Annotated in this window: 13 protein-coding genes; 4 read left to right on the top strand and 9 right to left on the bottom strand. The window is 58.6% G+C overall.

Annotated elements, in window-relative coordinates; all coding sequences use genetic code 11:
* Window positions 1-79 precede the first annotated feature (79 nt).
* The 3 genes from hemB to PSEBG33_RS16900 form a co-directional block, all read right to left on the bottom strand.
* A complete protein-coding gene (gene hemB / locus PSEBG33_RS16890) occupies window positions 80-1054 on the bottom strand; it encodes a porphobilinogen synthase (RefSeq protein WP_005786915.1) in 975 nt (324 codons plus the stop codon).
* A gap of 116 nt (window positions 1055-1170) precedes the next feature.
* Window positions 1171-2013, bottom strand: coding sequence for a PhzF family phenazine biosynthesis protein (locus PSEBG33_RS16895; protein WP_005786914.1), 843 nt, complete (start codon window positions 2011-2013; stop codon window positions 1171-1173).
* A 3-nt stretch (window positions 2014-2016) separates the two neighbouring features.
* The gene (locus tag PSEBG33_RS16900; protein WP_005786912.1) at window positions 2017-2715 is read right to left on the bottom strand and encodes a glutathione S-transferase N-terminal domain-containing protein; all 699 of its coding nucleotides are present in this window, start codon (window positions 2713-2715) and stop codon (window positions 2017-2019) included.
* Window positions 2716-2967: 252 nt separating this feature from the next.
* On the opposite strand from PSEBG33_RS16900, the gene PSEBG33_RS16905 reads away from it, so the two are divergent.
* Window positions 2968-3669 (top strand): hypothetical protein, encoded by a 702-nt coding sequence (locus PSEBG33_RS16905; protein WP_005786910.1) that lies wholly within the window; start codon window positions 2968-2970, stop codon window positions 3667-3669.
* 58 nt (window positions 3670-3727) lie between these two features.
* On the top strand, window positions 3728-4783 hold the full coding sequence (locus tag PSEBG33_RS16910; RefSeq protein ID WP_005786908.1) for a permease: 1056 nt from the start codon (window positions 3728-3730) through the stop codon (window positions 4781-4783).
* A gap of 109 nt (window positions 4784-4892) precedes the next feature.
* Here PSEBG33_RS16910 and mnmH read toward each other — a convergent pair whose 3' ends face one another.
* The 4 genes from mnmH to PSEBG33_RS16930 all read right to left on the bottom strand — a co-directional run bounded on the left by mnmH (window position 4893) and on the right by PSEBG33_RS16930 (window position 8157).
* Window positions 4893-5996 (bottom strand): tRNA 2-selenouridine(34) synthase MnmH, encoded by a 1104-nt coding sequence (gene mnmH / locus PSEBG33_RS16915; protein ID WP_005786906.1) that lies wholly within the window; start codon window positions 5994-5996, stop codon window positions 4893-4895.
* Window positions 5996-7030 (bottom strand): selenide, water dikinase SelD, encoded by a 1035-nt coding sequence (selD, locus tag PSEBG33_RS16920; RefSeq protein ID WP_005786904.1) that lies wholly within the window; start codon window positions 7028-7030, stop codon window positions 5996-5998. Before selD ends, mnmH begins: the two co-directional genes overlap by 1 nt.
* A 94-nt stretch (window positions 7031-7124) precedes the next feature.
* On the bottom strand, window positions 7125-7874 hold the full coding sequence (locus PSEBG33_RS16925; protein ID WP_005786902.1) for a TerC family protein: 750 nt from the start codon (window positions 7872-7874) through the stop codon (window positions 7125-7127).
* Window positions 7875-7905: 31 nt separating this feature from the next.
* Window positions 7906-8157, bottom strand: a complete 252-nt coding sequence (locus PSEBG33_RS16930) for a hypothetical protein (RefSeq protein ID WP_005786899.1) — start codon at window positions 8155-8157, stop codon at window positions 7906-7908.
* A gap of 134 nt (window positions 8158-8291) precedes the next feature.
* Here PSEBG33_RS16930 and nhaR point away from each other — a divergent pair, with 134 nt between their 5' ends.
* Entirely contained in the window at window positions 8292-9194 is a 903-nt protein-coding gene (nhaR, locus tag PSEBG33_RS16935; protein ID WP_005786897.1) for a transcriptional activator NhaR, read from the top strand.
* A 22-nt stretch (window positions 9195-9216) separates the two neighbouring features.
* Here the strand turns inward: nhaR and PSEBG33_RS16940 are convergent, their stop codons facing one another.
* Window positions 9217-10371: an MFS transporter gene (locus PSEBG33_RS16940; RefSeq protein WP_005786895.1), complete on the bottom strand. Its 1155-nt coding sequence runs from the start codon at window positions 10369-10371 to the stop codon at window positions 9217-9219.
* Window positions 10372-10611: 240 nt separating this feature from the next.
* Between PSEBG33_RS16940 and sstT the strand changes: the two genes are divergently transcribed.
* Window positions 10612-11832 carry a serine/threonine transporter SstT gene (gene sstT / locus PSEBG33_RS16945; protein ID WP_005786893.1) on the top strand — a complete coding sequence of 407 codons (1221 nt, stop codon included), beginning with the start codon at window positions 10612-10614 and terminating at the stop codon, window positions 11830-11832.
* 77 nt (window positions 11833-11909) lie between these two features.
* Here sstT and PSEBG33_RS16950 read toward each other — a convergent pair whose 3' ends face one another.
* Complete coding sequence (locus PSEBG33_RS16950) at window positions 11910-15170, bottom strand: hypothetical protein (RefSeq protein WP_005786891.1); 3261 nt, start codon at window positions 15168-15170, stop codon at window positions 11910-11912.
* Window positions 15171-15198: the final 28 nt, after the last annotated feature.

Genomic DNA, 15198 nt, shown 5'->3' with positions numbered 1-15198 from the left:
AACGTCTAACGAAGTGTATCTGCGCAAGCTCGCCCCTGTGAAAAGCAAACCCACTCACCACAGGGGATAAACGGCGCCGTTAGATCCCCGCCAACGCCAAATCCATCGCAAAATACGTAAAAATCAAATCCGCCCCCGCCCGCTTGATCGACCCCAAGGTCTCGCGCACCACCCGGTCCTCATCAATCGCCCCGGCCTGGGCGCCGAACTTGATCATTGCGTACTCACCGCTCACCTGATATGCCGCCACCGGCAGGCGTGACGCCTCGCGGATGTCGCGGATGATGTCGAGGTAAGCGCCGGCTGGCTTGACCATCAGCGCATCGGCACCTTCCTGTTCGTCCAGCAGCGATTCGCGCACGGCTTCGCGGCGGTTCATCGGGTTCATCTGGTAGCTTTTGCGGTCGCCCTTGAGGGCGCTGCCGCCTGCTTCGCGGAAGGGGCCGTAAAGGGCCGAGGCGAATTTGGTCGAGTAGGCCATGATCGGGATATGGGTGAAACCGGCGTCGTCGAGGGCGCGGCGGATGGCCTGGACCTGGCCGTCCATGGCGGCGGACGGAGCGATCACGTCGGCGCCGGCGCGGGCAGCGGCCACAGCTTGTTTGCCGAGGTTGACCAGGGTTGCGTCGTTGTCGACATGGGCACCGTGCATCACGCCGCAATGGCCGTGGTCGGTGTATTCGCAGAAGCAGGTGTCGGACATCACAATCATTTCCGGCACCGCGTCCTTGATGATCGAGGACATGCGCGAAACCAGGCCGCGCTCTTTCCAGGTATCGCTGCCGTTGGCGTCGAGGTGGTGGGACACGCCGAAGGTCATTACCGACTTGATGCCGGCACGGGCGTAACGCTCGATCTCGCCGGCCAGTTTCTTCTCCGGGATACGCAGCACGCCCGGCATACTGGTAATCGGCACGAAATCGTCAATTTCTTCTTCAACGAAGATCGGCAACACCAGATCGTTAAGGGTGAATTCGCTTTCCTGGAACAAGCCGCGCAGCTGCGGGGAGCGGCGCAGGCGACGTGGGCGGGCTTGGGGGAACTGACTGGTCATGGCTTTCCTGAAAAATGGCTGAAATCTTTGGGGCCAAAGCTTATGCCCCCAAGTCCCGGCAACACAAATGCCAAGGGGCCAATAGTGTATTGCCAGGCGCGTAACAATTTATTGATCTAGAGCTGTAGCTGCCCTTGGATACACAGCGCTACGACGCCGCCGACCCACACCTCATCGCCTTGGCGCTCGATGTGAATACGCCCTGCTCGCCCCATCGCCGTGCCCTGGCTGACCACATAACGGCTGGGCGCCAAGCCCTCGGCAAGCAGCCATTGGGCAACACCTGCGTTCAAACTGCCGGTGGCCGGGTCTTCAGGGGCGCCTTCGCCAGCGATAAAGGCGCGCACTTCAAATTGTGCGTCTACCGCGTCACGCAACGGATCACAGGGGGCGATCACCCCCACGGCCAGGCCCTGCAGTTGCGCATAGTCCGGTTGCAACGCGAGCACCGCGTCACGATCAGCCAGCATCACTGCCAGCCACCCGGCACCATTGTCGACCCACTGGCTGCGCACAATCGCCTCGGGCGCCAGCTTCAATGCCAGACGCACGCGTTCCAGCAACGGCGCCTCCACGGCCCCTGCACGCAACAACGGCGGCGCGATAAACGCCAGTTCGTCACCTTGGCGGCGGATGCGCACCAGACCGATTTCGCACTCCTGAACAATCTCCTCGCCTCGGGGTACGCCACCGGCCTGCAACCAGGCGTGGCAACTGCCCAACGTCGGGTGGCCGGCAAACGGCAGCTCCGTGAGGGTGGTGAAAATGCGTACGCGGTAGTCGGCCCGTGGATCCCTGGGTGTGAGCAAAAACGTGGTTTCGCTGAGATTGGTCCAGTTGGCAAAGTCCGCCATCTGTTGGTCAGTGAGGCTATCGGCGCTGAGCACCACGGCCAACGGGTTGCCTTTAAGCGGTACGCGGCTGAATACATCCAGTTGTTGGAACTCGAAAGTCGGCATGCTTCAGCTCGGAATATTCAGGCCACGGATGACCGCCGGACGTGCGACAAAGCCGTCCAATGCGCGCAGTACGTTAGGGAAATCGGCAATGCCCACCAGGTCGCCGGATTCGTAGAAACCGATCAGGTTGCGAATCCAGGGGAAAGTGGCGATGTCGGCGATGCTGTAGTCATCGCCCATGATCCAGGTGCGGCCCAGCAGGCGTTTTTCCAGAACGCCCAGCAACCGCCGGGCTTCAGCGGCGTAGCGGTCACGCGGGCGCTTGTCTTCATAAGCCTTGCCGGCGAACTTGTTGAAGAACCCCACCTGGCCGAACATCGGGCCGATCCCGGCCATCTGGAACATCAGCCACTGCAGGGTTTCATAGCGGGTGGCCGGGTCTTCGGAAAGCAACTGGCTGGTCTTTTCCGCCAGGTAGATCAGGATCGCGCCGGACTCGAACAGCGCCAGCGGTTGCCCGCTCGGGCCGTTAGGATCAATGATCGCAGGGATTTTGTTGTTGGGGTTCAGGGACATGAACTCCGGGGACATCTGGTCCTGAGTGTCAAAACTGACCTTGTGCGCTTCATAGGGCAGCCCCAGTTCTTCGAGCATGATCGACACCTTGACGCCGTTGGGCGTGGGCAACGAATACAACTGCAGGCGATCCGGGTGCTGGGCAGGCCATTTGCTGTTGATCGGGAAAGCGGCGAGTGCGTTCATCGAGAACCCCCTGGACGGAAAGCCCTCATGATAGTCATCTGCCCGCCACCGTGCATGGGTCATCGTTGCGCAACATTTGCCCGCTAGTATCCCCTCTGGGCGAACCAAAGCGCCTGATTGCACTCTTAAGAGCGCCCGAAGGGTAAATGGAAGCACCTTGCTATATCGACAGGGAATACCCCAGGACGCTTGCCGCGTCACTGGGGCCGGGCCTGTCCGCCTTAACCCGACGCACGAAGACTCGAACCTATAATGAAGATCAAGCCTCTGCGCCTTGTGCAACGATTCAAACGTTATTCATACATGATGTTGCCGCTGCTGCTGGTCAGCGCGGCCATCGTCACCGCTCTCGACGCCCGTGAAAGCCGTGCCCAACCCGTGGACGGCGTGCAAACCCTGGTATTCCTGCGCCACGGCGAAAAACCGGCCGGTGGCCTGGGCCAGCTCAATTGCCAGGGCCTGAACCGTGCCATGAACCTGGCTACTGTCCTGCCGGAGAAGTTTGGCAAGGCCAATTACGTGTTTGCCGCCAACCCGACACGCAATGTCGAGGAAGGTGAACTGGACAATTCCTACAGCTACATTCGCCCACTGATTACCATCAGTCCCAGCGCGATCAAGCTTGGCCTGCCGGTGAACATCGAATTCTCAGCGAATGACACCAGCGCCCTGGCCGAAGAACTGGTCGAGGACAAGTACCGCAACGCGACGATCTACACGGCCTGGTCCCATGGTTACTTGCCGGAACTGATCAACAAAGTCGCCAGCGAAGCGTCCGGCGAAAAGCACACCCTCACCGATGACTGGTCTGGCAATGACTATGACTCCCTGTACGTATTGACGCTGACCTGGCACAACGGCAAGGCCTCGCTGCTCAGTCGCAACTATAAGCAGGGGCTGAATAACGGCGATGAAACCTGCCCGGATCCGACCCAGGTCAGTGCAGATATCTGAAGCGTGAGCCGCAGGGGCGTATGATGCCCGGCTATCGACTCACCTGCGGATCCTCTTCATGTCCAACCTCGCGTCCTCCCAGCCCAATCGGGGCTGGTCGTTCTGGTGCAAGCCTGCCCTGTTTCTGCTGGTGGCCTGCATCGGCCTCTACTATGTGAAATGGTCGCCCTACTACCTCAAGGCGTTTGTAGCGGCGGACAACCACAGCATTGGCGCCTCGATTCTCAATGACCAGCAAAGCTCGCCCCTGGCGGCGGCGCTGGCCTACGCCCAAGTGTATTTCCTGGCGATCTGGAAAGCCGCTGTGCTGGCGGTGATCCTCGGTTCATTACTGCAAGTACTGATCCCTCGCGACTGGCTGCTGCGCCTGTTTGGCCGTGCCGGGCTGGGCTCGACCCTGCGCGGCGGGCTGTTTGCCTTGCCGGGGATGATGTGCAGTTGCTGTGCAGCGCCAGTGGCGGCGGGCATGCGCCGTCAGCAGGTGTCGGTGGGCGCGGCGCTGGCGTTCTGGATTGCCAACCCGGTCTTGAACCCGGCCACGCTGGTGTTCATGGGGTTTGTGCTGGGCTGGGACTTTACCGCGCTGCGGCTGGTGGCCGGGATTGTGCTGGTGGTGGGGGTGTCTCTGGTAGCGCAGCGTATCGCGCGCCCTGATCAAGTGCCGGAAGCGGCGCTGGAGGCTGTCGCCGAAGTCAGCACCCTGGAGTCGCAACCCTTCCTGAGCCGTTGGTTGCGCACCTTGTGGCAACTGTTCTGGAGCACCATCCCGGTGTACATCCTGGCGGTGTTAATCCTCGGTGCAGCAAGGGTGTGGCTGTTCCCCCATGTGGACGGGGCGATGGCCAACAGCCTGGTATGGCTGGTGCCGCTGGCGATCGTCGGTACGTTGTTCGTGATTCCTACGGCGGCAGAAATACCCATCGTACAAACCATGATGACCCTGGGCATGGGCACCGGCCCGGCCGTGGCCCTGCTGATGACCCTGCCGAGCGTGAGCCTGCCGTCGCTGTTGATGCTGCGCAAGGATTTCGATGCGCGGGTGCTGGTGACAGTGGCCGGGTTGACCATGCTGGTGGGGGTGGTGTGTGGGTTGATTGGGGCGGTGATTCTTTAGATTTTCAGTGGGGCTGATGGCCTCATCGCAGGCAAGCCAGCTCCCACCTTTGTATGTATTCACACTTCAAAAGGTGGGAGCTGGCTTGCCTGCGATGGCGTCCGAAAGATCACCCCACCCGAGATGCTCGTTCACGCAAATATTCCACCACCGCCTCTTGCTCCCCGGCAAACTCGATCCGTGCGCCTTTGCTCTCGCGCTGGAACGCATACATCGGGTCGTAATACTCGCGCAACAAGCCTTCGATCCACACGCAGTGCAGCTCCACTGCACCGCTGCGCGCCTGTTCCGCCAGGGCGTCCTGCAAAATCGCCTGCAGCCGCTGGAAACGTTCGCCGCCCAGACGCTTGTGAATATTGACCAGGCTTTGGGTCAGGCGCTCGGCAAATAATAGCTGGCCGCCTTCACCAAACACGTCAATGAACTCGGCGCACAGGTCGACCACGTAATCCTTCAGGATGCGCTCGACGCGGCCCTCAACGCTGTCTTCCAGCCACACCATCGGAAACGTCTGCATCCCCTTGTGCAATGGCAATGGCAGCGCACAGCTGCCGATCATGCGGCTCTCGTCTTCGACCACGAACTGGCCAATGCCCGCTGCGCGTTTCTTCAACAGGTCCACCGCCAGGCGATTCTCGAAGTCGATATTGGACGGTTGCGCGGTGGCACGCTTGCCGAAGCTGGAACCGCGATGATTGGCATGGCCCTCCAGGTCCAGGGCGTTGCGCAGTTGACCCAATACCTCGGTCTTGCCGGTACCGGTCATACCGCCAAGCAGCACGAAATCACACTGGGCGGTCGCCTGCTCCAAAGTATCCAGCAGGAAGGTACGCATGGCCTTGTAACCACCGCCGACCCGGGGATATTCGATCCCCGCTTCGGCTTTCAACCATTGCTGCACGATTTGCGAGCGCAGCCCACCGCGAAAGCAGTAGAGGTAGCCATCCGGATTAGCCTGGGCAAACTGCGCCCATTGCTCGATGCGCTTGGTCTTGATCGCTCCAGAGACCAGCTCATGGCCCAGGACAATTGCAGCTTGCTGGCCTTGTTGCTTGTAGCAGGTGCCCACCCGCTGGCGCTCGTCGTCGGTCATCAGCGGCAGGTTGACCACGCCGGGGAACGCGCCCTTGACAAATTCGACCGGCGCGCGGGTATCCATCATCGGCCGGTCATTGAGGAAGATGTCGCGGTAATCGGTGATGTCAGTTGCCATCAAATCACCTCTACCGCGTTGGTCTGTCGCTCAAGCAGTTCGCCGATTGGCTCAAGGTTCAGGCCCAGTTCGGCGGCTACCGCATGAAACTCGGCATCGCCTTCGGGGGTGACGGCGATCAGCAGGCCACCGCTGGTCTGTGGGTCGCACAGTACGCGCTTGTGCAACTCCTGCACGCGCCCGAGCTTGCTGGCGTAGCTGTCGAAGTTGCGCAAGGTGCCGCCCGGTACGCAGCCCTGGTCCAGGTAGTACTCAACCCCTGGCAGGCGTGGGACTTTTGCATATTCAATGCGGGCCGTCAGGCCACTGCCATCAGCCATTTCCACCAGGTGGCCGAGCAGGCCGAAACCGGTAACGTCTGTCATCGCAGTGACACCGGCCAACTTGCCGAAACGGCTGCCAGGCTTGTTGAGGGTGCACATCCAGTCACGGGCCAGGCCGACGTCGGCCTCGCGCAACTTGCCCTTCTTTTCGGCGGTGGTGAGGATACCGATGCCCAAAGGCTTGGTCAGGTACAGCTTGCAGCCGGCAGTGGCAGTGTCGTTGCGCTTCATGTGGCGCTTTTGCACGATCCCGGTAACGGCCAGGCCAAAGATCGGCTCCGGGGCGTCAATGGAATGCCCACCCGCCAGCGGGATACCGGCGGCGTCGCACACTGAACGGCCCCCGCGGATCACTTCGCGGGCAATCTCCGGCGCCAGCACGTTGACCGGCCAGCCAAGAATAGCGATGGCCATCAAGGGGTCGCCGCCCATGGCATAAATGTCGCTGATCGCATTGGTGGCGGCGATGCGGCCGAAGTCGAAGGGATCGTCGACTATCGGCATGAAAAAGTCCGTGGTGGAGACCACGCCGCGCTCGTCGTCAATGGCGTAAACCGCCGCATCATCACGTGAGGCGTTGCCCACCCACAGGTTGGGGTCCAGGTTCTGTGCGCCGCTGCCGGCAAGGATCACCTCCAACACCTGGGGCGAAATCTTGCAGCCGCAACCCGCACCGTGGCTGTACTGGGTAAGGCGAATCGGCTCGTTCATGGAAGACCTCAAGCTATCAAGTGGGCCGATTCTAGCAGACAGCAAAAGGCCGGCAGGGCTCTTGTGAGCGCAGCCGGCCTGTTTGGGTCAGGGGTTACTCGCGGGCAGCGAGCAAACGCTTGTGGCGGTTACGCCGTGCGATGTTCAGGCATTCGATAGCCGCCGAGAACGCCATGGCCGCATACACGTAGCCTTTTGGCACGTGGGCGCCGAAGCCTTCGGCGATCAGCGTCATGCCGATCATGATCAAAAAGCCCAGGGCCAGCATCACCACGGTCGGGTTGTCGTTGATGAACTTGGCCAACGGCTCGGCCGCCACCAGCATCACGATCACCGAGGTCACCACGGCAATGATCATGATCGGCAAGTGCTCGGTCATGCCCACGGCCGTGATGATGCTGTCGATGGAGAACACCAGGTCGAGCAACAGGATCTGCCCGATGGCCGCCGCGAAGCCGATGGCCACGGTGTTGCCAACCGTTGCTTTCTCTTCAGGCTCCGGGTCCATGCTGTGATGGATTTCGGTGGTTGCCTTCCACACCAGGAACAGGCCACCGGCGATCAGGATCATGTCCTTCCAGGAGAACGCCTGGCCGAACACTTCAAACACCGGCGCCGTCAACTGCACGATGAAGGCGATGGTGCTCAACAGGCCCAGGCGCAATACCAGCGCCATGCTGATACCGATGCGCCGCGCCTTGGCCCGGTGCTGCTCGGGTAGTTTGTTGGTGAGGATCGAGATAAAGATCAGGTTATCGATGCCCAGCACGATTTCCATGACGATCAAGGTAGCCAGTGCGACCCAGGCGGTGGGGCTGGCGGCCAGTTGTAAAAGGTAATCCATAGGTCAGTCCTGACGTGGTAGTGCTGGGAAATTAGGTTTCTTGGGTGTTCGATTCGGCGTCTTTTTCTTCCTGATCATCTTTCTTCTGCGGATTGATCAAGCCCTGGGTCGCTTCACTCAATGCCTGCTCGGCAGCCTTCTGGGTGTCATCGATCGCTTGCTTGGCCGATTCGCTGGCTTTGCCCAACACTTGCTGCGCGCTTTTCTCGACCTGATCACAACCGCCGATCATCACCAATGAAAGCGCAAGCAGCGACGCCGCGCCCAGGGAATTGAGTTTCATGCTGTATTCCTCATTAGAACCATTGGGTCCAAATAGTGGCCCCGCGATAGCGATGCATTCTATGCAGGTGAACAGTTCAGGAAAATTCGTATTTTTCTCGCGTATACTTCGATTTTTACGAAGTGTAGACCGCGATGCTCAATTATCGACAACTGCATTACTTCTGGGTGGTAGCCAAGACTGGGAGCATCGTGCGTGCCTGCGAACAACTGAACCTCACGCCCCAGACTATCAGCGGGCAGATCAGCCTGTTGGAACAGACCTTTGGCATTGCTCTGTTTCAGCGGGTGGGGCGCCAGCTTGAGCTGACCGAAGCCGGGCGCCAGGCGCTACCCTACGCCGAGCAGATGTTCCAGACCGGCAACGAACTTGAGGCGATGTTGCGCGCCCAGCCCGATGAGCAACAGATCCCGTTCAGGGTCGGCGTGGCGGATGTGGTGCCAAAATCCATCGTCTACCGCCTGATCGCCCCCACCATGGAGCTGAGCGAACCGCTGCGCATCACTTGCCGCGAAGACAAACTCGAACGTTTACTCGCCGACCTGGCGATCCAGCGTCTGGACCTGGTGATTTCCGACAGCCCGATGCCGAGCCATCTGGACATCAAGGGCTACAGCCAGAAGCTGGGGGAATGCGGCATCAGTTTTTTCGCCACCCAGGCGTTGGCTGACCAGCATGGCGGCGATTTCCCACAGTGTTTGCACGGTGCGCCGTTATTGATTCCGGGGGCAGAGACCGTAGTGCGCAGCCGATTGCAGCGCTGGTTTGCCGAGCAGCAGATTCAACCGCGGATCATCGGTGAGTTCGACGACAGTGCGTTGATGCAAGCGTTTGGGCAATCCGGCAGCGGAATCTTCATCGCCCCCAGCGTGATCGCCGATGAGGTGGTGCGCCACTACGGCGTGGTGCTGATCGGCCAGACCGACGCGGTGACCGAGTCGTTCTATGCGATCTCGGTGGAGCGCAAGGTCAAGCACCCCGGTATCGTGGCGATTACCGAAGGGGCAAGGCGCGAGTTGTTTACCGCCCTGCCCTGAAAAAACTGCGCGCCCCCTTTGATCAGGCGTTGGCCGCGGTAGGTTTGGCGGTCATCAACCACAGTGCGAGCAGGATCGACACCAGGATAAACCCCGATGCGGCAAAGCCAAGGCTGCCCAGGCCCAGGGTGTCAATCACATGCCCACCCACCATTGCACCCAGGCCAATGCCGAGATTGGCCCCGGCGATATTCAGCGAGGCGGCAAACGCCGGCGCGTGGGGCGCCGCCTTCATCAATCGCACATGGCTGACCAGGAACATCGCCGCCTGGGTCACGCCCCATACCGCCATCGCCGCCGCCAGGCCAATGGTCGAATGAATCGCCGGCACCACTGCCATCATGCCCGCGATCATAAACCCGCAGAACACCATGGACGCAATCAAGGGATGACGATCCACCGCGCGCCCGCCAAGGGAATTGCCGATCAGCCCGACCGCGCCGAAGCCCATCAGGCACCACCCCACCAGCGTGCCGTCGAACCCTGCCAAGCGCTCAAGGATATCCGCCAGGTAGGTATAGGCGGTGAACATGCCGCTGAAGACCAGGATCGACAACAGGATGTGGCCCTGCATCACCGGGCTGCGCAGGATCTTGAATTGCGAGCGCAAGGTGACTTGCTCGTTCTTTGCCTGGGTCACCGGCAGGTAAATGAACAGCAATAACGCCTTGGCCAGGGCAATCACCGCAAGCACTGCAAAGGCGGTGCGCCAACCGAACATATCGGAAATCAGCGTGCCTACCGGAATCCCGAACACGGTGGCGCAGACGATGCCGAAGCCGATTTTTTCAATTGCACGCCCGGCGAATTCAGGGCCGACAATGTCCACCGCCGTTTCGCTGGCCAAGGCCCAAAACACCGGCAAGCCCAACGCCGGAATCAAGCGAGCCAGGGACATTATCCAAATATTGGGCGCCAATGCCGCCACGGTATTGGCCACCGCAAACATGATCAGGATGCTGATAAACAGACGCTTGCGCTGGAACCGCGCGCAGTAGGCGGTCAGGAAGGGGCCGAACGCCGCCACGGTAAACGCGAAGAGCGTCACCAGCAGCCCGGCCTGGGACACACTGACATTCAGGTCCCGGGCGATCGAGGGCAACAAGCCGACGATCACGAATTCTGTGGTCAGCACGGTAAAACCGGCTGCCGACAGCAGCAAGATAGGGAACAACATGCAAACTCCAGAAACAGCGACATCAACGACAGCCCGAAGGGCTCGCTGATAGAGAGGAAAGATGAGAGGGGTGAATCTTAACAGAACATGTCCGGATTTGACCTAATCCCACGTATACAGGTGACGGAATGCCGCAGCGAACGAGACGCGTCCTACAGCATGCTAGACTTCGCGCCTGCTTCCTACAGTACTTCTGCCTGCAATGCTGTGCCCTACTAAAAAAACTAGAGACAACTCTTTATGACTGCTGCCCCTTCCCTATTACAACGTTTAATGCGCGTCAGCCTGGTCACCCAAATTGTCATCGGCCTGATTGCCGGGATCGTGTTGGCCCTGCTGTTCCCCGAGGCCGCGCGCGCCACGGGCTTTATCGGCAAGGTGTTTGTCACGGCGCTGAAGGCCGTCGCACCGATCCTGGTGTTTGTGCTGGTCATGGCCTCGATTGCCAACCATAAGCATGGCCAGGAAACCCATATCCGCCCGATCCTGTTCCTGTACCTGCTCGGCACCTTTTCCGCCGCCGTGGTCGCAGTGGTCGCCAGCACGTTGTTCCCCTCCTCTCTGGTACTGGCCACCCATGACGCCACGGTGAGCGCTCCCGGCGGCATTGGCGAGGTGCTGCAAAGCCTGTTGCTCAGCGTGGTGGATAACCCGGTCAGCGCACTGATGAATGCCAACTTCATCGGTATCCTGGCCTGGGCCATCGGCATGGGCGTTGCCATTCGCCATGCCGGTGAAACCACCCGCACGGTGCTGGACGACCTGTCCAACGGCGTGACCCTGATCGTACGCGTGGTCATCCGCTTCGCCCCGCTGGGCATCTTCGGCCTGGTGGCCTCAACCCTGGCCACCTCCGGTTTCGGCGCCCTGCTCGGCTATGCGCACCTGCTGGTGGTACTGATCGGCTGCATGGTGTTCGTGGCGCTGGTGATCAACCCTGCCATCGTGTTCTGGAAACTGCGCCGCAACCCTTACCCGCTGGTGCTGATGTGCCTGCGTGAAAGCGGCATCACTGCTTTTTTCACCCGCAGCTCGGCGGCCAACATTCCGGTCAACCTGGCGTTGAGCAAGCGCCTGGGCCTGCATGAAGACACCTACTCGGTGTCGATCCCGCTCGGTGCCACCATTAATATGGCCGGTGCGGCAATCACCATCACCGTGCTGACCCTGGCGGCTGTGCACACCCTCGGGATTGCCGTGGACCTGCCGACCGCCGTTCTGTTGAGTGTGGTCGCCGCGATTTGTGCCTGTGGTGCATCGGGAGTGGCAGGCGGCTCGCTGCTGCTCATCCCATTGGCGTGCAGCCTGTTCGGCATTCCAAGTGAAATCGCCATGCAGGTAGTGGCCGTCGGTTTCATCATTGGCGTCCTGCAGGATTCAGCCGAAACCGCGCTCAATTCGTCTACCGATGTGCTGTTTACTGCGGCGGCGTGCCTGGGCAAGGAAGAACAAACCGCTTGAATGAAAAAAGAAAAGCCCGAGCGGCTCATTGCTGAGCCGACTCGAGCCTTTTCTAACGAGGGTTGAAAGTATTGAGCTTAAGACGGGGAGTTTTCCGGAGTGAATCCCTGAAGAGGTGTCCCATATCGCTTGTTAGTTTTCGGATCGACTCGGTACCACTTACCGGTGATTTCATCTAACTGAGCCAAGATCTTTGATGTATCAACGCCCTGATAAATGCCTGCTATCACGTCTTTGGGCTTGTTCTGATACACCCTATCCACACTGGCAGTAGCCGCATACACTTTCCAGATAAGACTCCCTTTGCCCGCGAACGAGGAGAAAGCTGTGAGGCCTCTGGTTCCAATGGCAGCCCCCCCTGCAAACGGGTTGGCCGCACTGATAAATGCCCGACCCAACCTGCCTCCAACGCCTCCTTTTCCTAGCTTCTCGCCCACCTTCACTATCTTGGAAACTTTACCGAGCGCCCCGGCACCGGCGACAACGAAGCCGAATATATCGAATGCAAGAAACGCAAGCCCTTCACCCACTCTGCCCTGCTGAAAACTATGAAGCGCCGCTGCACCTGGTATCAGCGCACGGGTAACAGCTTGTATTTTTTCGAACTCCGTCACTTCAGTATCGAATGTGGTCACGCCTCTGGCTCCGCTAGCCAACTGTTCACGCTCTTTAGTACTGAAAAAATGGCTCGTAACTGCATCGGCTATGTGCTGTGTTCTCGCCGAGGTAAACGTGTGTGTGGGTGTTGAGGTTTGAGGCTTGGGTTCTCGTTCCTTAGTGTCTGTCGAGTTGTCGGCTTTCATTTCTCTAAGTGTGGTGTTTGAAATAGCTCTCACCCCTTCCTCACCCGTAGCAATGTCAGCCCAATCGCCCTGTAGACCAACCTTCAGGCCATCGGTCAAATCAGCTCGATGCCGCAGCCCCCCTGCCGATGGATTGAATTCATAAATTCGCTTACTGCCTTTATGCAGGGTTTCGAAAAATACGGAGCTGCTTTTGACGTCCTCAACTTTTTTGATACGGCGCTGAATACCAGTGCCTGTATCGGCAATGGTCCGAGTGATCATCCCTGCCCCATAAATTTTCAGCTCACCATACTGCAACGCCTCCTTATCCTCCGCAGGCAGCAGTGACATTTGGTGTTGTACGGTAACCTTCATAGCGCCTTTAAGCCCGTCGTAATAATCAACAACGTGCTTTTCAAACAGCTCATTGGGCGACGGCATAAACTTGAGCTCATGGAATATCTTTTCGATAGGAACGGCAGGGTCATTGGAATACCACTCCACATGCTGCTGCGGCTGCAAAAAGATATCCAGTATCGAGTAAGGGCCTTGTAAACCACGATCCCGTACTTTTGGATAGATTGCTTGCTTCTCAAAATCTATCACCCCGTATTCTTTTACGGGACACTTCTCCTTCAGCGCATTGAGCGCCAGTGCTTTACGGGTGGCCAACTCGGTGCGTTGAGCTTCTGAAGCTTGCATCAAGGTGTCGAAACGCTCACTGGCGAGGGTCGTAGCACGTTCAACTTCTTCTTCCGTGTAATTGTTATCTGCCCGTTTTTCAACGGCTTCATCCGCCACAGCCCAGTGAATCAGGCCCTCCTTCCCAGCCAGCGCTTCCACTTTTTTTTCGGCATCGGTAATCGGGGCCAGATCGTCTTTGAGCAGTGGCTCATAAGTTTTAGTCGCCGCCGCCCCTGGATTGCGCATCTCGGATTTGGCAACGATGGCTTTCAAGCTGACCCAGGCCGCAGAGCCGTAAGTCACACTGTCAGGGATGTTTTTGACCAATAACTCCGGAGCGTGATGCGACAACAGCAGGTAGGCTGCCACCGCAGCGTTGTTGCCATATGACTTGCGCAAATGCTCGGTTAGCCCCTCAAGGACAAAAGACAACGGCTTACCCCAATTTTCGCGCGCCGACAAATCAAACCCGGCCACCTTGTTCTTTTCTTCTGGCTTCCACAGTGCGTCCTGATTGAGGCCTATCTGAAGCGCCGCAAGCGCCCAATCTTCGGTACTGCCCGCGCCCTCGAACTTGCTGCGCAAGGCTTCGCCTATAGCCTGCGCAGTGGGGCCTTTCAAAAGCCTGAGGATCGCTTGCCGGGGATCTTTGAGCTCTGCTTCGGACCACTCGATGGTTTGCGTCAGATACCCAAAGGCGCTTTGGCTCAGCTTCAACTTGTCGAACTCAGGCAACTTCATCGAGTTATAACTGACGGCATCATAGATGGCCTGCTGTTGCTGTGAATCAAGCGCAGTTGGCCACGATAACCCGCCCCCGAGATCGCCATGCAGTTGCCGGTACTCGGTTGGACGGAGCAACTCCATGATCATGTTCTTGACCTGCGCTTGATCAAGCGGGTGATCCAAACCAGTGCCAGTCATGAACTGCAAGAGGTTCACTTGCTTACCTGCCATTGGTTGATTATCCAGATGGAAGCCAGAGTCAGGATCAAGTGTGATGTGTCGCGTTTGCAGAAAAATTTTCAGCTCGGCACTACGGTCATAAGCTGCAGCGTCATGGGGTAAGCTATTGAAGGCCTGCAATGCTTCTTGCTTATTCAGATAATCGTCCGCCTCCACATGCGCCACGAGCAGGGCATCCCTGAAGGTTTGCAGGTCGCGTTTATTAGCCAATTGTCGTTTTTGCTCCACCAGCGCTTCTTCACTGCGCTCCTTACCAGCTCCCGCCGTTGAGAATGCTTTGTTTTCTTGCAACGCTTGGGCGCGTTGTCGATCTTTGAATGATTCGTTATGGATCGTTTCGCCATAGAACTGGGCGACCCACTTGAGCGGCGCACTCTCCTCATACAGCGCCGACCAGGTGATCCCATCGGGGGCATAGGCTTTTACCGCCGCCAGAATCGGCCCAGCGAAAGTCGCCCAAGGGGAGTTATCTTGCAAAGTAAACAGCGTAAGCACCCCCTGTTTGTTCCTGACACTCAGGAACCCGTCCTCAGTAATCTTGAGGGAAGATGGATCCAAGCCATCCGACTTAAGCCAATCTAAAAACCCCTTGTCCTTAAGTGCATTACGCAACTGTGTACGCCACTGGCCGAAAGATGAAGCGTGTGGAATGTTCGCGATAACAGCGTCCTCATCACGGGTACGCTCCATCAAAACGTCGGCATAACTGGCTGCCAGGTCACTGTTGGCTTGTTCACGCTGAGAAGTTTGAGAGAATGCGCCATCGCCCGGCACCTCACGCTTGGTTCGGGTCACAGCATTGGACTTTGAAGAAGACAGGGTTTGACTGTTGGACGCCTCCAGTGCCGAGTCGAAATGAGCGTTTCCGAGAGGTTTAATTACCGCGGTGGAAGAAATATTCATATCGTTTGTAATCTCTAGGCACTTCAAT

Origin of the sequence: Pseudomonas synxantha BG33R (assembly GCF_000263715.2) — a bacterium.
Taxonomy (GTDB): domain Bacteria; phylum Pseudomonadota; class Gammaproteobacteria; order Pseudomonadales; family Pseudomonadaceae; genus Aquipseudomonas; species Aquipseudomonas synxantha_A.
Note: the sequence above shows the minus strand (reverse complement) of the source record. Positions and strands in the feature narration are given on the sequence as shown.